At 66.7% G+C, this 20,904-nt stretch carries 21 protein-coding genes; 12 read left to right on the forward strand and 9 right to left on the reverse strand.

Annotation, left to right across the window (positions count from 1 at the left end):
- Position 1 precedes the first annotated feature (1 nt).
- Positions 2 to 1,306, forward strand: coding sequence for an LssY C-terminal domain-containing protein (locus tag LJ760_RS04460; RefSeq protein ID WP_227919752.1), 1,305 nt, complete (start codon positions 2 to 4; stop codon positions 1,304 to 1,306).
- Here the strand turns inward: LJ760_RS04460 and LJ760_RS04465 are convergent.
- Complete coding sequence (locus LJ760_RS04465; protein ID WP_227919756.1) at positions 1,303 to 2,235, reverse strand: AraC family transcriptional regulator; 933 nt, start codon at positions 2,233 to 2,235, stop codon at positions 1,303 to 1,305. The two genes, LJ760_RS04460 and LJ760_RS04465, sit on opposite strands and share 4 nt — an antisense overlap.
- A 114-nt stretch (positions 2,236 to 2,349) precedes the next feature.
- On the opposite strand from LJ760_RS04465, the gene LJ760_RS04470 reads away from it, so the two are divergent.
- Together LJ760_RS04470 and LJ760_RS04475 are read left to right on the forward strand one after the other, a co-directional pair.
- On the forward strand, positions 2,350 to 3,087 hold the full coding sequence (locus LJ760_RS04470) for an SDR family oxidoreductase (RefSeq protein ID WP_227919761.1): 738 nt from the start codon (positions 2,350 to 2,352) through the stop codon (positions 3,085 to 3,087).
- Positions 3,088 to 3,190: 103 nt separating this feature from the next.
- Positions 3,191 to 3,817, forward strand: coding sequence for a hypothetical protein (locus tag LJ760_RS04475; RefSeq protein WP_227919766.1), 627 nt, complete (start codon positions 3,191 to 3,193; stop codon positions 3,815 to 3,817).
- On the opposite strand, the gene LJ760_RS04480 is transcribed toward LJ760_RS04475, so the two are convergent.
- Complete coding sequence (locus tag LJ760_RS04480) at positions 3,807 to 4,307, reverse strand: ASCH domain-containing protein (protein WP_227919769.1); 501 nt, start codon at positions 4,305 to 4,307, stop codon at positions 3,807 to 3,809. The two genes, LJ760_RS04475 and LJ760_RS04480, sit on opposite strands and share 11 nt — an antisense overlap.
- A gap of 86 nt (positions 4,308 to 4,393) precedes the next feature.
- Positions 4,394 to 6,289 (reverse strand): FAD-binding monooxygenase, encoded by a 1,896-nt coding sequence (locus LJ760_RS04485; RefSeq protein WP_227919772.1) that lies wholly within the window; start codon positions 6,287 to 6,289, stop codon positions 4,394 to 4,396.
- A 389-nt stretch (positions 6,290 to 6,678) separates the two neighbouring features.
- On the opposite strand from LJ760_RS04485, the gene LJ760_RS04490 reads away from it, so the two are divergent.
- Together LJ760_RS04490 and LJ760_RS04495 are read left to right on the forward strand one after the other, a co-directional pair.
- The gene (locus tag LJ760_RS04490) at positions 6,679 to 7,908 is read left to right on the forward strand and encodes a low temperature requirement protein A (RefSeq protein WP_227919774.1); all 1,230 of its coding nucleotides are present in this window, start codon (positions 6,679 to 6,681) and stop codon (positions 7,906 to 7,908) included.
- 168 nt (positions 7,909 to 8,076) lie between these two features.
- On the forward strand, positions 8,077 to 8,418 hold the full coding sequence (locus LJ760_RS04495; protein ID WP_227919775.1) for a YnfA family protein: 342 nt from the start codon (positions 8,077 to 8,079) through the stop codon (positions 8,416 to 8,418).
- A 19-nt stretch (positions 8,419 to 8,437) separates the two neighbouring features.
- On the opposite strand, the gene LJ760_RS04500 is transcribed toward LJ760_RS04495, so the two are convergent.
- Positions 8,438 to 9,628 (reverse strand): cation:proton antiporter domain-containing protein, encoded by a 1,191-nt coding sequence (locus LJ760_RS04500; RefSeq protein WP_227919777.1) that lies wholly within the window; start codon positions 9,626 to 9,628, stop codon positions 8,438 to 8,440.
- 254 nt (positions 9,629 to 9,882) lie between these two features.
- Here LJ760_RS04500 and LJ760_RS04505 point away from each other — a divergent pair, with 254 nt between their 5' ends.
- Positions 9,883 to 11,355, forward strand: coding sequence for a DUF2252 domain-containing protein (locus LJ760_RS04505; protein WP_227919778.1), 1,473 nt, complete (start codon positions 9,883 to 9,885; stop codon positions 11,353 to 11,355).
- 7 nt (positions 11,356 to 11,362) lie between these two features.
- Here LJ760_RS04505 and LJ760_RS04510 read toward each other — a convergent pair whose 3' ends face one another.
- The gene (locus tag LJ760_RS04510) at positions 11,363 to 13,759 is read right to left on the reverse strand and encodes an ATP-binding cassette domain-containing protein (RefSeq protein ID WP_227919780.1); all 2,397 of its coding nucleotides are present in this window, start codon (positions 13,757 to 13,759) and stop codon (positions 11,363 to 11,365) included.
- Positions 13,760 to 13,957: 198 nt separating this feature from the next.
- On the opposite strand from LJ760_RS04510, the gene LJ760_RS04515 reads away from it, so the two are divergent.
- Genes LJ760_RS04515 through LJ760_RS04525 form a run of 3 tightly spaced genes read left to right on the forward strand, consistent with a single transcriptional unit; the run spans position 13,958 to position 16,571 of the window.
- Positions 13,958 to 14,365: a hypothetical protein gene (locus LJ760_RS04515; protein WP_227919793.1), complete on the forward strand. Its 408-nt coding sequence runs from the start codon at positions 13,958 to 13,960 to the stop codon at positions 14,363 to 14,365.
- A 19-nt stretch (positions 14,366 to 14,384) separates the two neighbouring features.
- A complete protein-coding gene (locus LJ760_RS04520) occupies positions 14,385 to 15,347 on the forward strand; it encodes an alpha/beta hydrolase (protein WP_227919798.1) in 963 nt (320 codons plus the stop codon).
- A 57-nt stretch (positions 15,348 to 15,404) separates the two neighbouring features.
- Complete coding sequence (locus LJ760_RS04525) at positions 15,405 to 16,571, forward strand: DUF4232 domain-containing protein (RefSeq protein WP_227919802.1); 1,167 nt, start codon at positions 15,405 to 15,407, stop codon at positions 16,569 to 16,571.
- Here the strand turns inward: LJ760_RS04525 and LJ760_RS04530 are convergent.
- Positions 16,568 to 16,810 (reverse strand): hypothetical protein, encoded by a 243-nt coding sequence (locus LJ760_RS04530; RefSeq protein ID WP_227919807.1) that lies wholly within the window; start codon positions 16,808 to 16,810, stop codon positions 16,568 to 16,570. The genes LJ760_RS04525 and LJ760_RS04530 overlap by 4 nt on opposite strands.
- Before the next feature lie 169 nt (positions 16,811 to 16,979).
- On the opposite strand from LJ760_RS04530, the gene LJ760_RS04535 reads away from it, so the two are divergent.
- Both LJ760_RS04535 and LJ760_RS04540 read left to right on the forward strand, forming a co-directional pair.
- The gene (locus tag LJ760_RS04535) at positions 16,980 to 17,225 is read left to right on the forward strand and encodes a hypothetical protein (protein ID WP_227919812.1); all 246 of its coding nucleotides are present in this window, start codon (positions 16,980 to 16,982) and stop codon (positions 17,223 to 17,225) included.
- A complete protein-coding gene (locus tag LJ760_RS04540) occupies positions 17,222 to 17,767 on the forward strand; it encodes a hypothetical protein (protein WP_227919817.1) in 546 nt (181 codons plus the stop codon). The genes LJ760_RS04535 and LJ760_RS04540 overlap by 4 nt, the downstream gene beginning before the upstream one ends.
- Here the strand turns inward: LJ760_RS04540 and LJ760_RS04545 are convergent.
- Positions 17,754 to 18,599: an aldo/keto reductase gene (locus tag LJ760_RS04545; protein WP_227919821.1), complete on the reverse strand. Its 846-nt coding sequence runs from the start codon at positions 18,597 to 18,599 to the stop codon at positions 17,754 to 17,756. The two genes, LJ760_RS04540 and LJ760_RS04545, sit on opposite strands and share 14 nt — an antisense overlap.
- 126 nt (positions 18,600 to 18,725) lie before the next feature.
- Positions 18,726 to 19,118 (reverse strand): VOC family protein, encoded by a 393-nt coding sequence (locus LJ760_RS04550; RefSeq protein WP_227919823.1) that lies wholly within the window; start codon positions 19,116 to 19,118, stop codon positions 18,726 to 18,728.
- A gap of 165 nt (positions 19,119 to 19,283) precedes the next feature.
- On the opposite strand from LJ760_RS04550, the gene LJ760_RS04555 reads away from it, so the two are divergent.
- Entirely contained in the window at positions 19,284 to 20,036 is a 753-nt protein-coding gene (locus LJ760_RS04555; RefSeq protein ID WP_227919827.1) for a glucose 1-dehydrogenase, read from the forward strand.
- A 50-nt stretch (positions 20,037 to 20,086) separates the two neighbouring features.
- Here the strand turns inward: LJ760_RS04555 and LJ760_RS04560 are convergent, their stop codons facing one another.
- Positions 20,087 to 20,890 carry a MerR family transcriptional regulator gene (locus tag LJ760_RS04560; RefSeq protein ID WP_227919832.1) on the reverse strand — a complete coding sequence of 268 codons (804 nt, stop codon included), beginning with the start codon at positions 20,888 to 20,890 and terminating at the stop codon, positions 20,087 to 20,089.
- Positions 20,891 to 20,904 lie beyond the last annotated feature (14 nt).

The following is a 20,904-nucleotide window of genomic DNA, read 5'->3' on the forward strand; positions in this document are numbered from 1 at the left end:
GATGACCCAGCCGGGCACCGCAGCGGAGTCCGACGGCGGGCCGGCGGCAACCGCCGTCGACTGGGCTTTCTTTACGTTCAGCGGCATCGGTGCAGCCTGGTTCGCCGTGCTGCTGCTGGAGGAGAGCCTGCAGCAGCGGCATATCTGGTTCCTGGTGGTGTTCTGGGCCGCGCTGGCGTACTTGGTGCTGCCGCGCCTGGACCGGGTCCTGACACAGATTTTCATTCCCAACTACTTCATGGGCCGCACCCGCACCAATGCCGGCCTGTTCGGCGACGCCGTCAACCTCGCCTTTCTGGGCAGCGAGGCGCAGTTGCGGGGCGCCTTGGAAAAGGCCGGCTGGCACCTCGCGGACCCGGTGACCCTGGCCAGCAGCTGGCGCATTGTCTCCTCCACCCTGCTGCATCGCAGCTATGTCCAGGCCCCGGTGAGCCCCCTGCTCCTGTTCGACCGGCAGCAGGATTTTGCCTACGAGCAGGAAATGCACGGCAACCCGCGGCAGCGCCACCATGTCCGTTTCTGGCGCTGCCCCGAGGGCTGGATGCTCCCCGGAGGCATTGCCGCGGACTGGCTGGGCGCCGCGTCCTTTGACCGTGCCGTCGGTTTGTCTCTGTTCACCCTGCAGGTCACGCACCGGGTCGGAGAGAACATCGACGCCGAACGGGACTACCTGATCAGCTCTCTCCGGGAAGCCTCCCCCGCGGTGTCCGTGGAGGTCATCAAGAACTTCTCCACCGGATACCACTCCCGCAACGGCGGCGGGGACTCGATTGTCACCGACGGGGACCTGCCGGTGGCGGACCTGAGCAGTCTCCCGGACATCGGCCCGACCGTGCCCATCGGCGCAGCTGCTGCCCGGGACCGGCCGCCGGCCGCGGTTATTTTGGGTGCCGTTCTGGTGTTCCTGCGCGGATTCGCCTCCCTGGCGATGGCGGCGCCCTTCCTGGTCCACTTGGCCGATATCTCCCCGGTGATCAACCTGCTGGGCACCCAGAGCCGTGGGATTGCCGAGCTGGGCAGTGCCTACGCTCCCACCAGCGTCTCGCTCACCGTTTTCGCCGGGGTGGAGGCGGTGCTGGCCGTGCTCATACTGCGCGGCAGTAACGGGGCCCGGATCACCGCGATGTGCCTGAGCTCAGTCGCCATGGCCCTGCAGGTGGCAGCCGTGTCCGCCGGACCCGAGGCGGCGCTGCGGACCAACTTGTTCGGCTACGCCTTTGACGTCCTGCTGATCCTCGCCCTGTCCGGCGATCAGGCTCGGATCTACGCCCACTCCCGCCGTCGTCGTCCGGCCAGCGCGAGCTAATCCACCGGCTCCAGCGCCCGCACCCGGGACCGGTAATGCAGCGGCGATTCGCCCACACTGCGCTTGAACGCCGTACTGAAGGCGCTCTCGGAGGAGAAACCCAGGTCCAACGCCAATGAACGGATCCGGGTATCCCCGGACCTCAGTTCCCGCTGCGCTACGAGCATGCGCCAGTTGTTCAGGTAGGACCGCGGCGGAGAGCCGGCAACTTCCCTAAACCGTTCGGTGAAGGCGGTGCGCGACATGGCCACGGCACCGGCCATGTCCTCCAGGCTCGGAGGCCGGGTCCCCTGGGCGTGGATCAACGCCAGCGCCGGCCGCAGCCGTTCGTCGGCAAGCAGTTTCAGCCATCCCGGCGGCAGTGCCGCATCGGTGATGAATGCACGCAACACCTCCAGCAACAGCAGCTGGCCGTACTGTCGTGCCGCAAACCCCGACCCGACCCGCTGCCCGGACACCTCCTCGAACAGCCGCTCGACGAGTCCGTGCAGGTGCGGCGCGGCGTCGGTTCCGGAACGTATGTGGGCCACGGGCGGCAGGGCCCGCAGCAGCAGTTCACGCCCGGTGGCGTTCACAGCCACTCGGCCGCCGATGACGATGTCCTCGGTGCCCGGTGCACCCTCCCCCACCCGGACGAACGTCCCGCTGGCCGGCGGTTCCAGGCGCAGCGGCGAGGCGTCCCCGCTGCCGCCCTCCAGCTTGAGCCAGCGGCGGCCGTTGAGGAGGGCAACATCGCCAGCCTCCAGGATCAGGGGCATGTCCGGCCCGTCGGTCGAGAGCCGCATCCTGCCCTGCACAACCGCGAAGAACTTCAGGTCCTCATCGAGACTGCTTTCGGTTTCCCACCGCCCGGACACCGCAGTGCTGCCCGAAATAATGCTCCTGACCTCTATCAGGTCGAGGACTTCCGATAACCGGTCATTCACCATCTTTGTACTGTAGAGCAAAAAATACGGACTTTTCGTTATTCCAAGTACACGCCCCTGCGGACAGACTGAAAGTGCCTTCCCGGTCGGGTTGGCCGTGTTTTCTCTAGGAGTCCCATGAATAACAGCATGATTTCCCTCGTCACCGGCGCCAACAAAGGTATCGGGCGCGAGATTGCCGGCCAGCTGGCGGCGCTCGGCCACACCGTGGTGGTAGCCGCACGGAACGCCGACGCCGGTGAGCGGGCTGCTGCGGAGTTGCGCGCGGAGGGTGGAGACGCCGTCGCCGTCGTCCTCGATGTGACCGATCCGGCCTCGGTGGCGGCCGCTGCGGACGAGGTAAAGCGCCGCTTCGGGCGGCTGGATGCCCTGATCAACAACGCCGGGATTGTGGCGACGCCGGGAGTCAGCTTTGCTGCCCAACAGCCGGGCTCGGCCGACGTGAATGAAATCCGCTCGGTCTTCGAGACCAACTTCTTCGGCGTCATCTCCGTGACGGCGGCCTTCCTGCCGCTGCTGCGCCTCTCCGAGGCCCCTCGGATCGTCAACGTCTCCAGCGTGGCCGGATCCCTCGCCGCAGTATCCAATCCGGCCAACACCGACCCGATCGCCGCCGGGTACGCGCCGTCCAAAACCGCCCTGACCTCCCTGACGCTGCAGTATGCGAAGGGACTTGCTCCGGAAGGCATCCTGATTAATGCGGTCTGTCCGGGTTTTGTTGCCACCGATCTGAACGGTTTCCGGGGAACACGCACACCGGAGCAGGGCGCCAGGGCCGCCGTCCGGATGGCCACGATCCCGGCGGACGGGCCCACCGGCACCTTCAGCGATGAGGACGGTCCCCTGCCCTGGTGACGCGCACCCGCGCCTGGGCGGGTTAGCCCCGGCCGGCTCGCCAAAAATGCGGCTATCCCCCCGGCCCGTGCTGAGCTATGGTCTGCGTAGACCGGGGGGACACATGAAAACTCGATTTACCGCAGCGATGGGCGTTGCCGCAGCCGGCGCCCTGTTTACCGGCGTGCTCGCCGGTTGCGGAACCACCGACGCGGAAAGCAACGAGGCGTTGGCCCGCGCGGAGGCCAGCGCCCGTCCCACGCCGGAGCCCACCATGACCCTACGGCCCTGCCCGGGCGGCGAAATTATGCGGATCGACCCGGCCGGGGGCTACGTGAGCATCAAACCCGATTGCTTCGACCAGGCGGTGGCGGAAGCCATCGCCGAGTTCCCGGAGCCGCTGCCGGCCGGGATGGATTGGCGGATCGAACTCAGCAACTTCAGCGACCCCGCGGCCGGAACCCAGCAGGGACAGACCAGCATCCAGGACGGAGTCCAGGACACCACGGTCGCCGGCTACTGGCTCTGCGCCTGGATGGATTCCTACCTCCAGGCCCTCGACAGCGGAGACGCGGCCGGCCAGGAACACAGCATGGAATACCTGGCCAAGTACACATCCCTGCCCGCAATACAGGAACACATGGTCAACCCCGAGGTCTTTGATGCCTCCGTCATTGCCCCGGCACAGGCCGGAGATCCCGCTCTGCTGCGCGAGTATTTCAAGGGCAGCTGTTCATCCTTCACCCGATAGGCCAGACCACCTCGAAGCGTTCGAACACCAGCTCGTCCTCCTCTGACCAGCTGCCACCGCGCGCTGCGGCCGTGCGTTCCCAGAACTTCCGGTGCTCGCGCTGCCAGGACGCCAGGCTCCGGTCATCTTCACCCTCGTCGTAGGCGAAAGCCTCATCCGCGTCGGCAAAGGTCCCGAGCCTCAGTTCGGTGGTGCGCAGGATCGCTTTCGGCGCACCGGCGCCGTCGCAGACAATCCAGTGGATGCCGATGCGCGGAAGCGGTTCGCCTTCCGCGACATACTCAGCGACGTGCGAGGAGGTGGCCCGCTTGCGGCCGTCCAGGACCAGGGCCAGCAGTTCATCGGCCAGTGCCGGGGAATCGCCGAAGGCTTCCACGGTGTATTCCCCGGCGGCCGCAGCCCGGGCGGGGAATGCCGCGGCGTAGGCGTCCCAAAGGAGCGCGGCGGCGTCGAAGTCGAGCGTGATTTCGGAAGGGTCGGAGCTGTCCATGCTGGTCAGTCTGCCAGCCCTGCCGCCGTTAACGCGGGACGACGGCGGCACCTAAGGCGCCGCCGTCGTCGTGCGTTGGGAACCGGTTACGCCTGCTGGCGGGCCGGCAGCAGGGGTGCGAAGAACCCGGCGAGCTCCGCGGTGGCCGTCAGCGGCAGCACGTTGGCGACGTACTGGTCCGGGCGGACCACCACCACCGCGCCGTTCCGGGAAATTCCGCGCTGCTCGAAGATGTCGGCGGTCGGGTCGGCGCCGTAGACCTTCGCCAGGTCGTCGAGCTGGAACGGTCCGACCTGCGGCTTGAACACCGCCGGCACGGCACCCAGATCAATGCCCGTGTGGTCCTGCTGGTAGATCACCTTGACGTCGAACCAGGCATCCCGGTCCGCTCCTTCCGGCGTGGCCGCGAGCGGGGAGTCCGGCGCGGTGTCCAGCCAGTCCGCCAGCTCGGCCACCGGCGAGGGCGTGCCTGCAGCCGCGGCGTCGGCGAAGACGTAGATCCGCCACTTGCCGTCCGCCCGCGCCTGGTGGCCCAGCTGCACCGGGTTGGTGTCGCAGACGCGCAGCACGGGTGCGGACTTGAAGCGCTTGCCGAGCGGGAAGCCGGCGGCCAGGTCCTGGTGCTTCGGCTCGGCAATGAGCATGGAGGGGGTGTACTCGGTCATGAACCCGGCCGGGAACTCGGCGGTGCGGACGTAGAAGTCCTCCAGGTCCGAGGGGTTCTCGAACTCTTCGGGCTTCTTCGCCATGAGCGTGGACCACTCTTTGTCGAAGTCGATGAGGTTCTTTGCCACCACCTGGCGTTCCGCAGAGTAGGTGGAGAGCAGGGTTTCCGGGCTGCGGCCGTCCAGCACGTGGCCGAGCTTCCAGCCCAGGTTGAAGCCGTCCTGCATGGAGACGTTCATGCCCTGGCCGGCCTTGGCGCTGTGCGTATGGCAGGCGTCGCCGGTAATGAAGACGCGCGGGGTGCGGGTGCCGAGGTCCTCGGGCACAACGTCGTCGAACCGATCGGTGAGCCGGTGGCCCACCTCGTACACGCTGTGCCAGGCGACGTTGCGGACGTCGAGCGTGTAGGGGGCCATGATGCCGTTGGCCTTGGCGATGATCTGGTCAATGGAGGTCTTGCGGACGGCACCGTTGTCGCCTTCGGGCACAACACCGAGGTCAACGTACATGCGGAACAGGTGGCCGCCCTCGCGCGGGATGAGCAGGATGCTGCCGCCGTTGGAGGACTGGATGGCGCACTTGGTGCGGATGTCGGGGAAGTCGGTGTTGGCCAGCACGTCCATCACGCCCCAGGCGTGGTTGGCCTTGTCTCCGGCCAGGGTGCAGCCGATGGAGTCGCGGACCTTGCTGCGGGCGCCGTCGGAGCCGACCACGTACTTGGCTTTAACCGTGCGCTCCGTGCCTTCATCCGGGCCGGCCGTGGACAGGAGGGTGACGGTGACCGGGTACTCGGCGTCGTCGTCGACCTCCAGACCGCGGAATTCGAACCCGTAGTCGGGCTGCATACGGGTGGGCGAGTTGGCCATGAACCGGGCGAAGTAGTCCAGCACGCGGGCCTGGTTGACGATCAGGTGCGGGAATTCGCTGATTCCGGCGGGGTCATCCAGGGCGCGGCCGGAACGGACGATATTCTCCGGATTTTCGGGGTCCGGGCGCCAGAAGCACATCTCGGTAATGCGGTAGGCCTCGGCGGTGATTTCCTCGGCGAAGCCGAATGCCTGGAAGGTTTCCACGCTGCGGGCCTGGATGCCGTCTGCCTGGCCGATGGCGAGGCGGCTGTCCCGCCGCTCCACGATCCGGGTGGTGACACTGGGGAACTGCGACAGCTGCGCGGCGGTGAGCATCCCGGCGGGACCGGAGCCGACGATCAGCACGTCCACTTTGTCGGGCAGGTCGGCGGGGCGGTCGACGCCGGTGCCGGCGGCGGGCTGGATGCGGGGGTCACCGGATACGTAGCCGTGGTGGTGGAACTGCACGGGGTCCTCACTTCGTTGTGCCGTTGGTGGCCGCCGATCGTGTTCGTTATTTGAACAGAACGTTCGATAGTCGAACCGCCGGCGGTGTAGTCACCGTACCGGAGACATGACGTGGGTCACAAGCGGAACGGTTCGGTGTGACGGTTCAATATTCAGCCGGGCCGGATGCCGGTTTGCGATCCTGCGCTTTGTCGCAATTCCTGCGCCGCGCGACGCAGGAATTGTCACAAACTGCAGGGATCACGACAAACCGTAGGAATTCCCGAGTTTCACGGACGTCGGAGTCCAGCCCATCCGACCGCGGCCGGACATTGTCGACGCCGCGGTACGTTTGGCTTTTCGACCGCATTATCTTCTAGGCGGGGCCACGGACTTCTATTCTTTGTGGCATGCCGCATCTGCCGCGCCCGCCGCTTCCTGCTGCCCGCATCTCGGATGAAACGCACCGGGTGACCACCTTCGAGTTGTTCTTTGACCTGGTGTTCGTGTTCGCCTTCACCCAGGTCACCGGATTCATGGTGCACGAGCATTCATTCCTGGGCGTGTTGCAGGGGATGGTCATCCTGGTCCTGCTCTGGTGGTCCTGGGCCCCCTTTTCCTGGCTCGCCAACCAGGCACACGTCGACGAGGGGTTGATGCGGTTCGGCCTGTCCGCCGTGATGGTAGCGGCCTTTATCGCCGCCCTGGCTATTCCGGAGGCGTTCGAAGACCTCGACGGCGGCCTCCACGGCCCGATGGTCCTTGCCCTGGCCTATTCTGCGGTGCGGATCCTGCACCTGGTCCTGTACGTGTATGCCTCCGGGAACGATCGGCCGCTGCGCCGGCAGATAGCCAAGCTGACCTTCACCGCCGTCCTGGGAGCGGCGCTGGTCGTCACCGGGGCGCTGCTGGGCGGCACCGCACAGACCTGGTTCTGGCTGGCCGGCATGGTGCTGGACACCGGCCTCACCTTCCTCATCTCGTGGCACGGCAACTGGCGGATCCACTCGGCGGCGCACTGGACCGAACGGTATGCACTCGTGGTCATCCTCGCACTCGGCGAATCCATCGTGTCCATCGGCGTCGGTGCCTCCGAACTGCCCGTGAGCGTGCCGGTGCTGACCGGTGCGGCGGCGGGAATCTGTCTGTCCATCGGGCTTTGGTGGCTCTACTTCGACGTCACGGCCGTCGCGGCCGAACACCGCTTCGCCGCTCTGCGCGGATCCACCCGGTCTTCCGCCGCCGTCGTCGCATACACCTACCTGCACCTACCCCTCGTAGCCGGCATTGTGCTCACGGCCCTGGGCGTCGAGGACGTGTTGGCGCATGTGGAGGAGGGGAAGGGCCTGAGCAGCCTTGGGGTTTTCGCATTGTTCGGCGGCCCGGCACTGTACCTGCTGGGCACCGCTGCCTTCTGGCGGAGGATGGGCGGCGGATGGAAGAAGTGGCGGCTGGGTACGGCCGCGCTGCTGCTGGCGTTGGTGGCCGCTGGTCCGCCGTTGACCTCCTTGGCGGCGCTTCTCCTCGTTACCGCCCTGGTTGCGGGGCTGGTTACCGTGGAGAGCCTGCTGTACCGCGAGGTCCGGCACCGGGTGCGGGGTGCGCAGGCGGCCGGGCCCGGCGGCGACCAGACCCGGTAACGGGGCGGCGGGTGACGTTTCCCTCCGCACCGGACGACCCTTGACGCAGCACGGGTTGGATTCCCTGCGTTTTGGGCAAAACCCTGCAGTTTGTGACAATCCCTGCACGGCGCGTCGCAGGGATTGTCACAAACCGCAGGGATTCCGACAACGTGCAGGATGGATGCCATGACCATTGCAAAAACCGTCCTCCTGTTCCTCCTGGCGGCTGCCGCCGAAATCGGCGGAGCCTGGCTGGTGTGGCAGTCCGTGCGGGAGGACCGGGCGTGGTGGTGGGCGGGTCTGGGCGTGATGGCCCTGGGCGCCTACGGATTTGTGGCCACGCTGCAGCCGGACGCGCACTTTGGGCGGATCCTGGCCGCCTATGGTGGAGTGTTCGTGGCCGGGTCGCTGGCCTGGGGCATGGTCTTCGACGGCTTCCGGCCCGACCGGTGGGACATCCTCGGGTCGCTGATCTGCCTGGCGGGCGTCGCCGTGATCATGTTCGCACCCCGCAGCCCGGTGTCGTAACTGCTTCCGCATCCGGATACTACTTTCCGGGATTGGCCTCGGACCAGCGGTGGTAGGCAGCCACGAGCGGCTTGGCCGAAAGCCCATGCGCGAAGACACTCAGGCCTACCGTGACAACCACCGTCGTCAGGAGCGTGGTTGCCGCCGGGATTCCCCCCTCAAAGGCCAGCAGGCCGAACACCACGGAGGCCAGCCCCCGGGGGCCGAACCACCCCATGAACACCTGGGTTTGCCACCGCACACCGCTGCCGGCCAGGGCGACGGCGACCGGCAGCATCCGCACGACGGTGAGGCTCAGCACGGCGTAGGCCACAACCTGCCAGGTGATGTGCGGGACGGCGGTCAGGACCGCGACCGCGCCGAAAATCACCCAAGTGGCTGCGGCGAGAACACTCCCCACCTCGGCGGTGAAGGAAGTCGTGTCGATGTTCCCTGCACGGCTGGACAGGCGGAACGCCATTCCTCCCACAAACGCCGCGATGAACACACTGCCGCCGAGCGAACCCGCCGCCGCGTAGGCGCCGAGGGCAACGGCCAGCGTGAACGGCTGGCGCCACTGCGTTTCAATCCGTCCGGCAGCGGCCCGCAACAGGTACCCGCCTGCTCCCCCGACACCGACCCCGGCCAGCAGCCCCCATCCGATTTGCTCCGCGATGGCACCCACGACAGCCGACGGTACGCTGCCGTCCAGCGTCGCCAACGAGATGTCCAGCGACACCAGAAAGAACGGCACCGCGATGCCATCGTTCAGGCCGCTTTCCACAGTCAGTGCCTGGCGCACGCGTCCCGGCACCGCGGTATCCTCGACGACCCTCTGCCCCAGCGCGGCGTCGGTCGAGCAGAGCATCGCCGACAGGAGGAAAACACTGGCCAGGGGAAGTTCGGGGAAGAGGAGCAGCCCGGCCCCGAAGCCAAGGACAAGGGTCAGCGGCAGCCCGATCAGCAGCAACCGCCCCGGCCACCCGAGACTTCGGCGCAGGATTCCAAGATCGAGCCGGGCGGCGTCGGTGAAGAGAAGGAACACAAGGGCCAGTTCGGTGACCCGCTCGACGGCGTGGCTTTCCAGGGTTGGTGATCCGCCCAACGCCGCCGCGAGGACAGTCCCGGCGAGCACGAACGCCATGGCACTCGTCACCCCTCGGCGGCTCAGCGGCGCCGAAAAAGCACCGAAAACTATCAGCACCGCGGCTCCGAGCAGTAGCGGAATCATCCTGTTCCTCCCCGTACCTGTCACAGCAGCGGCGGTCCTTGCCGTGGGGTATGACCACGACTCAAACTACGAGATAGTGCCGTGGCCGTCGAGAGCGGGCAGCCAGCGGGCCGCCGGAGCAGTCCCGGAAGACGGCGGCGAAAACGGGAGGCGGGGCCCTCCCCGGACGCCGGACCCATCCCCTCGGGGAAGGCAACCCGATATTCTATGGACGTCAGCTGCCGTACAAAGTCTGACCCCGCAGGACCTGCCGGATGGCGCAAAACGCCGTTGTAGAGAGGTCACCGATCATGGCCAGTATCGAGGTCACGCACCCGAGCGTTACGGAACGCGTGGCAGCAGGCAAGGACCGCCGGGAGACAACACCCGTCTCCGCCCATCAAGGGTGGGTTCCAGCAGCCGACCGCCCGGACCCCGTCGCGCTCATCGAAGAACAGAACCTCACCCGCGATGCGGACCTCGTGCCGGTGCGCCACGGCCGAATGCTTGACTCTCCGTTTACCTTTTACCGGGGTGCAGCCAAGGTCATGGCCGCCGACCTCAAGGACACACCGAGATCCGGCCTGACCGCCCAGCTCTGCGGCGACGCCCATTTGTCGAACTTCGGGGTATTCGCCTCACCCGAGCGGATCCTGCTGTTCGACCTGAATGACTTCGACGAAACACTTCCGGGTCCGTTCGAGTACGACGTGCTGCGGATGTCCGCGAGTTTCACCATTGCGGCCAGGAACAACTCCTTCACCAACGAAGAGGCGCGCTCGGCAACCCTTGCCGCGGTTCGGGGTTACCGCGAAGCGATGCGCGAGTTCGCACAAATGGGAACCATGGACATCTGGTACGCGCGTCTGACGGAGCAGGATATTTTGTCAACGATCCAGCTGGGGGCGGACAACGGGAAGGGCAAGGTGGAGAAAAAGGCAGCGAAGCAGATCGGAAAGAGGGCGCAACAGGCCGTGCGGAAGGCGCGTTCCCGGGACAACCTGCAGGCACTGTCCAAGCTGGCCGAGCGCGTGGACGGGAAGTACCGAATCGTCAGCCAACCGCCGATCGTCATCCCGCTCAGGGATTTCGGTGATTCATACGGTTTATCCGCGGACCAGATGTGGGAGGAATCCCGCGAACAGCTCCGGTCCTACCGGGCCACGTTGCAGGACGACAGGCGCCACCTCCTCGAGCGCTTCGAAATCGTCGATATCGCCCGCAAGGTGGTGGGTGTGGGCAGCGTCGGCACCCGGGGCTTTATCGCGTTGCTTCAGGGCCGCGATTCAGATGACCCGCTGTTCCTGCAGGTCAAGGAAGCAACACGGTCAGTCCTTGAGGACCACCTGCCCAAAAGCAGATACCGCCAGCCGGGCCAGCGCGTAGTGCAGGGCCAGCGAAGGATGCAGGCCGCCAGCGACATCTTCCTGGGCTGGACCAAGGGCGTGCAGGAAAACCGGTACCTGTACTGGCGCCAGCTGCGGGACATGAAGGGCTCAGTGGTCGTGGAAACGATGAAACCCCGCGGGATGGAGTTTTACGCCCGCACCTGCGGCTGGACACTGGCCCGGGCCCACGCCAGATCAGGAGACCCGGTCGCGATCGCCGCCTATCTTGGCAAGAGCGAGAAGTTCGATAACTCGATCACCGACTTCTGTGAGCGGTACGCAGATCAAAACGAGCGGGACTATCAAGCCTTCGCCGATGCGGTACGTTCCGGGCGCCTGCCCGCAGTCGAAGGGGTCTAGGCCCAGATCACCCCGCCACGTAGGCGGCCAGATGCTCTCCGGTCAGCGTGGACGCGTCCGCCACCAGATCCGCCGGGGCCCCCTCGAACACGATGCGCCCGCCGTCCCGCCCGGCACCGGGGCCCAGGTCGATGATCCAGTCCGCATGCGCCATCACCGCCTGGTGGTGCTCGATCACGATCACGGACTTCCCGGAATCCACCAGCCGGTCCAGCAGGGCCAGCAGTTGTTCGACGTCGGCCAGGTGCAGGCCGGTGGTCGGCTCGTCCAGCACAAAGACGGCTTCCTTGCCGCCCATATGCGTGGCCAGCTTCAGCCGCTGCCGTTCGCCGCCGGAAAGCGTGGTCAGCGGCTGTCCCAGATGAAGGTATCCGAGTCCGACGTCGGCCAGCTGGCTCAGGATCTTATGTGCGGCCGGGGTGCGGGCTTCGCCGTCGCCGAAGAACTCCTGCGCCTCGGCCACTGACAGGGCCAGCACCTCGGCAATATCCTTCCCGCCCAACGTGTATTCCAGCACCGAGGCTTGGAAGCGGCGGCCCTCGCAGTCCTCGCATACCGATTCCACCGTGGCCATCACGCCCAGCTCGGTGTAGATCACCCCGGCGCCGTTGCAGGACGGGCACGCCCCCTCGGAGTTGGAGGAAAACAGGGCGGGCTTCACGCCGTTGGCCTTCGCGAACGCCTTGCGGATCGGTTCCAGCAGACCGGTGTAGGTGGCCGGGTTGCTGCGCCGGGAACCGCGGATGGCGGCCTGGTCCACTGTCACCACGCCTTCCCGCCCGGACACCGACCCGGTGATCAGCGAGCTCTTGCCGGAGCCGGCCACCCCGGTGAGGACCACCAGGACACCCAGCGGAATGTCGACGTCGACGTCGCGCAGGTTGTTGGTGGCGGCACCGCGCACTTCCAGGGACGACGACGCCTGCCGCACCGAATCCTTGAGCCGCGCCCGGTCCCCGAGGTGGCGGCCGGTCAGGGTGCCGCTCTTCCGCAGTCCCTCCAGCGGTCCCTGAAAGGTAACCGTGCCGCCCCCGGCGCCGGCGCCCGGGCCCAGGTCCACCACGTGGTCCGCAATCGCGATGGTTTCCGGTTTGTGTTCCACCACCAGCACCGTGTTCCCCTTGTCCCGCAGCTGCAGCAGCAGCTGGTTCATCCGGGCAATGTCGTGCGGATGCAGGCCGATGGTCGGTTCGTCGAAAACGTAGGTGACGTCGGTCAGCGAGGAGCCCAGGTGGCGGATCATCTTGGTCCGCTGCGACTCGCCGCCGGACAGGGTGCCCGAGGGGCGGTCCAGGGACAGGTAGCCCAGCCCGATTTCCGCGAAGGCGTCCAGCAGGTGCTGCAGCCCGGCCAGCAGCGGCGCCACCGAGGGTTCCTTCAGCCCGCGGACCCAGCCTGCGAGGTCGCTGATCTGCATGGCACAGACGTCGGCGATGTTGAGGCCGCCGATCTTCGAGGACCGTGCCTCCGGGCTGATCCGGGTGCCGTCGCATTCGGGGCAGGTGCTGAAGGTGATGGCGCGATCCACGAAGGCGCGGATGTGCGGCTGCATGGCTTCGGGGTCCTTGGACAGCATGGACTTGGAGATCTTCGGAATCAGCCCTTCATAGGTGAGGTTGATGCCTTCCACTTTGATCTTGGTGGGCTCCTTGTACAGCAGGTCATGCAGCTCGCGCTTATTGAACTTTGCAATCGGCTTGTCCATGTTGAAGAACCCGGAGCCGGCGTAGATCCGCCCGAACCAGCCGTCCATGCTGTAGCCCGGCACCGTAATGGCGCCTTCGGACAGTGATTTCGCGCCGTCGAACAGTGCCGTGAGGTCGAAGTCGGTGACCGCTCCCGTCCCCTCACAGCGCGGGCACATGCCGCCGAGCCGGTTGAACACCGCCTTTTCCGCCCGGGTCTTCCGGTCGCCCCGCTCCACCGTGATGGCGCCGGAGGCCTTCACGGACGGGACGTTGAAGGAATACGCGTTGGGCGGGCCGATGTTCGGCTGCCCCAGCCGGCTGAACAGGATCCGCAGCATCGCGTTCGCATCGGTGGCGGTGCCCACGGTGGAGCGCGGGTTCGAACCCATCCGTTCCTGGTCAACAATGATCGCGGTGGTCAGCCCCTCCAGCAGGTCCACCTCCGGCCGGGCCAGGGAAGGCATAAACCCCTGCACAAAGGCACTGTAGGTCTCGTTGATCAGCCGCTGGGATTCGGCCGCCACGGTTCCGAAAACCAGCGAGCTCTTGCCGGAGCCGGACACCCCGGTAAACACCGTCAGCCGACGCTTGGGAATCTCGATGCTGATGTCACGCAGGTTGTTCACCCGCGCACCCTGCACCCGGATCACGTCATGGCTGTCCGCGGCGTGCGACGCCTGCCCGGTGCCGGTGCTCGTCGTAGTGTCCGTGCTCATTGCCGCTCCATCCGCCCGGGTCGGTCCCGTGCCTCATTGTCCCGCGCCTTCACCGACGGTCCGATTCTGCCCGGTCACTCCCGGCGCGGCAACGGCTAACGGGAACGACGACGGCGGGTCCCGGCAGGCGCGGCCTTTCCGCACGCATCGAAGGCCTGGCCGATCCTGCAAATCGGCGCCTGAGCTACACTCGGCCGCATGCCCGCACACGCTGCACCCCCTCCCCAGGCACCGCTGACCTTGGGCATGATCGTGTGGGCCATCTGCGGGGTACCGGCCCTGATCGGGGCAGTGCTGGCTGCAGCTTCCCTCCAGTCCGCCCTCGCCGGGACGGGCGCCACCTGGGACCAGGCTCTGCGCTTCCTGCCGTTTCTTCTCACGTTTTTCGGGGCGGTAGCTGCCTATATCGTGTTGCGGCGCGCCACCTCTGCGGGCCAGGCCTGGCTGTGTTCAACGCTCACCGGGATGTTGCTCCTTGTGGGTGCGCTTCCCGTTACGCTGAGCCTCGGCGGGGCATTGGTGAGCGAGTGGTGCGAGGGTGCCCCGGGCGGCCGGGGGTACAGCCCGTCCGGAGCAGCGGAGGAAGTTCCCTGGCTGTGCCGGTAAGCAGAAGAAAGGCACGAAGATGGCAAAGCTTGATCTCCGGGTACGGCTGGTGGGCAAGGTGCTGGCGCGCTTCTCCGTGGCCGGCAAGAGCGAGGAACAGATTCTCGCTGACCAGCAGCGCACCATCAAGCACAACCCGGTTCTGGACTGGGTGCTGGGCGGCGTCGCATCCGGCGTAAAAATGAAGGACGACACCGCCGCGGGTGCGGAGGGCCGGATCCCCGTCCGGGTGTACCGGCCGAAGGACGCCGATGGAACCTTGCCCCTGGTGGTCCTGATCCACGGCGGCGGCTGGACCGTCGGCAACCTGGACATCTATGACTCGCTGGCCAGCACTATCGCCCGGGACGCACGCGCCGTCGTCGTTTCCCTCGAGTACCGGCTGGCGCCGACGCATCCCTGGCCAGCCGCCGCGGAGGACTGCTATGCGGCGCTGGTCGAGGTGGCCGGACGCGCTGCCGATTGGGAGGCCGACGCCGGCCGGCTCGCCGTGGTGGGCGACAGTGCCGGAGGCAACCTGGCGGCGGTGCTGACGCTGATGTCCCGGGACCGGTCCGGTCCCGCCATCGCGTTCCAGGGGCTGATCTACCCCGCTACCGACCTGACCTTGGGCAGCTCGTCAATCGAGGAGAACGCCAACGCGCCCATCCTCACCAAGGAGGAGATTCTCCGCTACGGCAGCCTCTACGTTCCCGATCTGGCAGACCGCAGCAACCCGTATGCCTCGCCGCTGCTGGCCCTGGACCACACCGGGCTGCCGCCGGCACTGATCCAGGTAGCCGAACACGACCCCATCCGCGACGACGGGCTGCGGTACGCCGAAGCGCTGCGCAAGGCCGGCGTTCCGGTTCGCGTCACCACGTATGTGGGAATGCCGCACGGTTACCTGGCCTTCCCGCGGCTGTGCCGCAGCGCCCCGCAGGCGCTGGCGGAACTGTGTGCGGAGCTGCGGCGGCAACTCGTACCGGCAACGGTGCGGTAACTTCCCGCACCCTCCGCTGCCGGATCCGGCTTGAGGATGGCGGGGTACCCTCGCTGCATGGGGAACTCTGCCGCAGGCTTGAAACCGCTGCTTCTGCCCGCCGTCGTCGCCGCCCTCTGGCTGATTTCCGGCTGGGCCTTCGAAGCGCTGCTGACCGCAGGGAACGGCCGGATACCGATCTTCCTGGCTTCACTGGTCTCCCCGGACACTATGCCGGTCCGCATCAAGTCTCTTTTGGACGGTTCCGGCCTGGTGCTGGTGGCCGGGTTAACAGCCCTGGCCGTGGCCGCGTTCACCTTGGTGCTCCTGCCCAATAGCAGGAAGACCGGCACCCGGGGCGCGCTCTTCCTAGCCAACTGGATGAGCGTGACGCTGGCGGCCGTGGCCGGTTCAGCGGTGCTGGCCGTGGCTTCGGTCCTGGCCCAATGGCCCCTGGGCAGGGCACAGTGGATTTTTGACCTGCTTGGGCCCTCACTGCTCACCGGAGCGTATTGGGGGGTTGCATGGGGCTGGGTGCCGGCCCTCGTGGCCACCTTCCTTTCCGCCCGCGCTTCCGACGGGGCGGGTTCCCATCTGCCGGAGAAACGTCACGCAGCCCGAGTTCCGGAGGAACCCGCTCCCACCGCCCGGGTTCGGCAGCGTGGCTGGGCCCTGGGCGCATTCGTGCTGTTCTCGGCGGCCGTGCTGGTTGCACTGCCGCTCACCGCCCGCAATCCCTCGCAGCCTGTCCCGGAGCCTGTCACGACGCCCACTCCGGAGCCAACGGTTTACGGTGCCGACCCGGTGGGTGCCGCCCTCTCCGAGCCGGATCCGCTGTGGTGCACCGGTGAAGAAGTCGAGTCCTCGATCGGCGGGTGGGATGCAGCCCTGGGCCACCGGGCAGCGCAGATCACTGTGCGAAACACGGGAACACGGTCCTGCACGGTACAGGGCTACCCGGATCTGGACTTCGAGAGCAGCGACGGCTGGGTCATGGGCATCACTGCGGTGCACGGCGGCTCCCACATGACCGAGGATTCTCCCGTGCAGCCGGTGACGCTGACCCCCGGGGAAGCAGCCACGGCCTCGATCGGCTGGCGCGGTACCGCCGGGGCGGGCATGGTTCGGGTAGGCACCTTGCTGGTGGCCCCCTACTCCGGGACCGTGCGCCAGGAACTGGAGGCGGACATCGACTCGGCGGAGCCCGGCTTCCTGACGGTTACAGCCTGGGCGGCCGCAGGCTAGGCCTTACCGGCGGCCATGACCACGGCCTTGGACCGCGAAGACATGATGGACCCGACGGATAGCCAGGACATCACCGCCACCGCGGACAACGCCGATCCGATGGACAGCGCCGAGCCAAAGGACCCGATCGAGCCGATGGAGCACACCGACCCCACGCTGCCGATCGACAGCACCGAGTTCTTCGACCCGATGGACAGCACCGACCCGTATGACCACAACGACAGCACCGAACGTTCCACGTCTGCTCCTCTTCTCTTCTCTTCTCTTCTCTTCAGTGCACCGCTGATGGCGCACCGATCCCTGCACCCTAGCCGCCGCGGATCCCCGATACGCGAGTACCGGAAGCCGGATCAAGAAAGTGTCAACAAATCCTTGACGTTTCGAAGATGTCAAGCTTTGATTGACACCATGAGAACTTTCCGCATCTTCACGGCCGTTTACGCCGCAGTGATGTTTCTGGTTGGCGTTGCACTATTTGCCCTCTGGTTGCTGCTCGACCTGCATGGATTCCCCAAGGGCCTCTGCCAGGGTGCCGGCGGCGCCCTGATCGTGGGCAGCGTGTACCTTGCCGTCGCGCACGTCCGGCGGAGAAACACGGACAGCAGCGGCAGGGAGTACTGGCTGCCCAGCCGCGACGCCGGTGAACAGCCGTGACCCGCGGTCCGGTCACCGACCTGCAGGAGCAGATCGGCGCACTGATCCTCGGCGACTACGACGACGCCGGGACCCTCACCGAGGAGGACCACCTCGCCCTCGTGGCCCGGGCAGGGGCAGCCGAGCAGGCAAGCCAGCAGCTGCAGCACCGGGCGGTCGCGGCGGCCCGGAGCGCGGGAGTCAGCTGGGCTGCACTGGGCCGCGAGCTGGGGATGACCCGGCAGGCGGTACAGCAGCGTTTCGGTACGCGCCCGGAGGAACAGGCCCCCGGTTCCCGCGAGCGCTGGCTCGGCCCGGTCACGGCCTTCGATGAAATGCCCGAGCTGGAACTGGCCGGGCGGATGGGCTGGCGCACCATCGGCGTCGACATGCTCCGGCACCGGATGCTGCAGACGGACACCCAGTGGGAACACCGCCGTGTGCTCTGGACCCGGCCTTCCTCCCACTACGAAACGGACGGCTGGCAGGTGGGGAGCCGGTCCTTCCCGTGGCTCTACCTCGTGCGGGACCTGCATCGGGCGCCCGAACCTACTCCAAAGTGACCCCGCTCAAGCGGGCCACGGCCTTGGGGTCCCGGTGGTCGAAAAACATGGACTTCCCGGTATCGAGGTCGGCGATGGAGGCCATTTCCTGTGGGCTGAGCTCGAAGTCGAACACATCGAAGTTCTCCGCCATCCGGTCCGGGCGGACCGATTTCGGGATCACCACTATTCGGCGTTGAATCAGCCAGCGGAGCACCACCTGGGGAATGGACTTCCCGTGGGTGTCGCCAACGGCCGAGAGCGTGGGATCGGAGAAGAGATTGTTCTTACCCTCGGCGAAGGGCGCCCAGGACTCGTGCCGGACGCCGTGGTCGCTCATCAACTGGTTTTCGACCGCCCGCTGGTAGAACGGGTTGGTTTCAATCTGGTTCACGGCCGGAACCACGTCGTGGTGCATGATCAGATCGATCAACCGGTCCGGGGCGAAGTTCGAAACCCCGATGGCCCGCGCGGCGCCGTCGTTGTAGAGCTGTTCCATTACCCGCCACTCGCCGTAGACGTCACCGAAGGGCTGGTGGATCAGGTACAGATCCACATACTCCATGCCTAGGTTCTGCAACGAGTTCTCGAAGGCGCGTGTGGTGGTGGCCTCGCCGTTGTCCTGGATCCAGAGCTTGGTGGTGATGAACAGTTCGTTGCGTGCCAGGCCGCTCTTCTGCACCGCACGTCCCACGGCGTCTTCGTTTTGGTACGCCGCGGCGGTGTCCAGCGAGCGGTATCCCGCAGCCAGCGCGTTGGTCACGGCCTCTTCGGTCTCATCCGGCGGGACCTGATACACGCCGAAGCCCAGGATCGGCATTTCGACGCCGTTGTTTAAGGTGACGTTCTCCATCGGCTTTCCTCTCGGTGGTCTTCCGGAATACAGTCCCCGACACTACGCGTGACGACCCGCCGGACGGGAGGGTCTTGTCCCAGTCCCAGCCACCCCCGGCCTAACCCGAGCCCAGGATGCCTGCCCCTAGGCGGACGCCCGGCGCTCCTCGTCGCTGCGCAGGATGCAGAATTCGTTGCCCTCCGGATCTGCGAGCACCACCCACCCGGTGCCGTCCGCGTTGCGCCGGTCGTCGACTTCGCGGGCGCCCAGCCCCAGAAGGCGCTCGAGTTCCTGGTCGCGGGTACCTTCGGCGGGCTTCAAGTCCAGATGGACGCGGTTCTTGATCTGCTTGGCGTCCGGAACCTCAATGAACAGCAGCCGCTGCGTGCCGTCCTGGGAGAAGATCATGCATTCCTCCTCGCCCGGCCGGTTCGGGTCCTCCGGGTCTTCCCGGAAGCCGAGGATCCGCCGCCAGAACACGGACTGACCGTAGGCGTCGAGGCTGTCGAAGGATGTGTGGGAGATCAGGGATGCCATGGTGAGGAGCCTAAAGGGTTTCCTGCGCATATGACACTGCCCACAACGGGGGCCCTCCCGCGGATTTTGCCCGATTCCGCCGCCGTACGATCGGAAATGGGCCCCGCCCCACCACAGCGCCGAACGTGCCGTGGGAACCGGCAATCCAACCAGGAGGATCCAACCGTGAGCGAACGACTCAAAGACAAAGTAGCCCTGATTACCGGCGCAGCCAGCGGTATGGGCGCCTCCCACGCACGGGCTTTCGTGCGTGAAGGCGCCAAGGTGATGATCGCCGACATCAACGACGACGCCGGTGCCGCCCTGGCCGCGGAACTGGGCGACGCCGCACGCTACGTGCATCTGAATGTCACCAGCGCCGAGGACTGGGCCGCCGCCGTGGCAGCCACGCTCGAAACCTTCGGCGGCCTCAATATCCTGGTGAACAACGCCGGCATCCTCGACGGCGGTCCGCTCGGCCAATACCCGGCGGCGCGCTGGCAGCGGGCACTGGACATCAACCTGACCGGCCCCTTCCTCGGCATGTCCGCAGCAGTCGAGGCGCTCAAGGCGTCCGCGCCGTCGTCGGTCATCAACATTTCCTCCACCGCCGGACTGGAGGGCATTGCCGGAATGCACGGCTACACGGCGTCGAAGTTCGGCCTGCGCGGACTGACGAAGTCCACCGCGCTGGAACTCGCCGCATCACACGTGCGGGTCAACTCGGTGCACCCGGGGTCCATCCAGACGCCGATGACCGCCGTGATGGGCAGGCAGAAGCCGATCGACTTCACCGAAACCACCCTCACCCGGCCGGCCGCTCCGGAAGAGGTCACCAGTGTTGTCCTCTTCCTGGCCAGCGACGAGTCCAGCTTCTCCACGGGCGCCGAGTTTGTGGTGGACGGCGGGATCACCGCCGGGAAGATCTACAACGTCTAAACCGGCGGTGTTCCGCGGACCGGCACACGCGGTGCCGGTCCGCGGTCCCCTTACGCCGGCTGGACGGGCTGTTGCAGCTCCGTGACCCAGTCCGCCTGGTCATCGGAGGCCGCACGGATATACACCTCGCGGCACGGACCCGAGAGCACAAAGCCGCGGGCAATGGTCTCTGTATGCACGGCCTGCCAGCTTTCCCCTATGCGGTCCATGGTGCCGAGGTGGACACCGCAGATGGCGGTCGGGACGGACGGCAGATCCACCAGCTCCACGCCGTCGGGACCCGCAGAGGAGACGGCATACCCGGCCATGATGTGCATGCCGTTTTCGCTCGTCTCGTACTGGGCGATCGGCTTATCCAGGGATGCGCCGGTGGGTGCCAGGGCCTCCGCCACGGCATCGAACAACGGCCCGACGACGGCGGCCACCTCGTGCTGTTCGGAGACGACGGCGGTGCGGGCGGCCAAACGGACCGCAGGCAGGGACTTCTGCACGATTTCGATCTGGGACATGGCATTTTCCTTTTCAATGAGATGGAGCCGCCGTTCCACGTCGAGGAGCCTCGCGGCCGCTGTCCGCTGTTCGCTCTCCACCTCGGCCCGCCGGATGCGGAGCATCCGGGCGATCCGGTCGGCGTCGACGCCGGCATCGAGAATGGAGGCAACTTCCTCCAGGCCGAAGCCGAGCTGGCGGAGGGCGACGATCCGGTGCAGCCGTTCCAGCTGGGAGGGATCGTAGGAGCGGTAGCCGCTGAACTCGTTCACGTGGGCCGGGACGAGCAGCCCGGCGGTGTCCCAGTGCCGCAGCATGCGGTGGGTCACCTGGCCGATCTGCGCGAAGGCTCCGATGGATAACATGTCTCAGTTCTCCT

It is taken from the genome of Arthrobacter sp. zg-Y895 (assembly GCF_020731025.1).
GTDB lineage: Bacteria > Actinomycetota > Actinomycetes > Actinomycetales > Micrococcaceae > Arthrobacter_B.

What these genes read in the sequence shown, in the direction of transcription:
- LJ760_RS04480 (WP_227919769.1), bottom strand. Translation starts at nt 4,307, where the DNA reads ATGGACAGCTCCGACCCTTCCGAAATCACGCTCGACTTCGACGCCGCC.
- LJ760_RS04470 (WP_227919761.1), top strand. Translation starts at nt 2,350, where the DNA reads ATGAATAACAGCATGATTTCCCTCGTCACCGGCGCCAACAAAGGTATC.
- LJ760_RS04535 (WP_227919812.1), top strand. Translation starts at nt 16,980, where the DNA reads ATGAGAACTTTCCGCATCTTCACGGCCGTTTACGCCGCAGTGATGTTT.
- LJ760_RS04550 (WP_227919823.1), bottom strand. Translation starts at nt 19,118, where the DNA reads ATGGCATCCCTGATCTCCCACACATCCTTCGACAGCCTCGACGCCTAC.
- LJ760_RS04500 (WP_227919777.1), bottom strand. Translation starts at nt 9,628, where the DNA reads ATGATTCCGCTACTGCTCGGAGCCGCGGTGCTGATAGTTTTCGGTGCT.
- LJ760_RS04475 (WP_227919766.1), top strand. Translation starts at nt 3,191, where the DNA reads ATGAAAACTCGATTTACCGCAGCGATGGGCGTTGCCGCAGCCGGCGCC.
- LJ760_RS04510 (WP_227919780.1), bottom strand. Translation starts at nt 13,759, where the DNA reads ATGAGCACGGACACTACGACGAGCACCGGCACCGGGCAGGCGTCGCAC.
- LJ760_RS04465 (WP_227919756.1), bottom strand. Translation starts at nt 2,235, where the DNA reads ATGGTGAATGACCGGTTATCGGAAGTCCTCGACCTGATAGAGGTCAGG.
- LJ760_RS04525 (WP_227919802.1), top strand. Translation starts at nt 15,405, where the DNA reads ATGGGGAACTCTGCCGCAGGCTTGAAACCGCTGCTTCTGCCCGCCGTC.
- LJ760_RS04460 (WP_227919752.1), top strand. Translation starts at nt 2, where the DNA reads ATGACCCAGCCGGGCACCGCAGCGGAGTCCGACGGCGGGCCGGCGGCA.
- LJ760_RS04515 (WP_227919793.1), top strand. Translation starts at nt 13,958, where the DNA reads ATGCCCGCACACGCTGCACCCCCTCCCCAGGCACCGCTGACCTTGGGC.
- LJ760_RS04545 (WP_227919821.1), bottom strand. Translation starts at nt 18,599, where the DNA reads ATGGAGAACGTCACCTTAAACAACGGCGTCGAAATGCCGATCCTGGGC.
- LJ760_RS04490 (WP_227919774.1), top strand. Translation starts at nt 6,679, where the DNA reads ATGCCGCATCTGCCGCGCCCGCCGCTTCCTGCTGCCCGCATCTCGGAT.
- LJ760_RS04520 (WP_227919798.1), top strand. Translation starts at nt 14,385, where the DNA reads ATGGCAAAGCTTGATCTCCGGGTACGGCTGGTGGGCAAGGTGCTGGCG.
- LJ760_RS04495 (WP_227919775.1), top strand. Translation starts at nt 8,077, where the DNA reads ATGACCATTGCAAAAACCGTCCTCCTGTTCCTCCTGGCGGCTGCCGCC.
- LJ760_RS04505 (WP_227919778.1), top strand. Translation starts at nt 9,883, where the DNA reads ATGGCGCAAAACGCCGTTGTAGAGAGGTCACCGATCATGGCCAGTATC.
- LJ760_RS04560 (WP_227919832.1), bottom strand. Translation starts at nt 20,890, where the DNA reads ATGTTATCCATCGGAGCCTTCGCGCAGATCGGCCAGGTGACCCACCGC.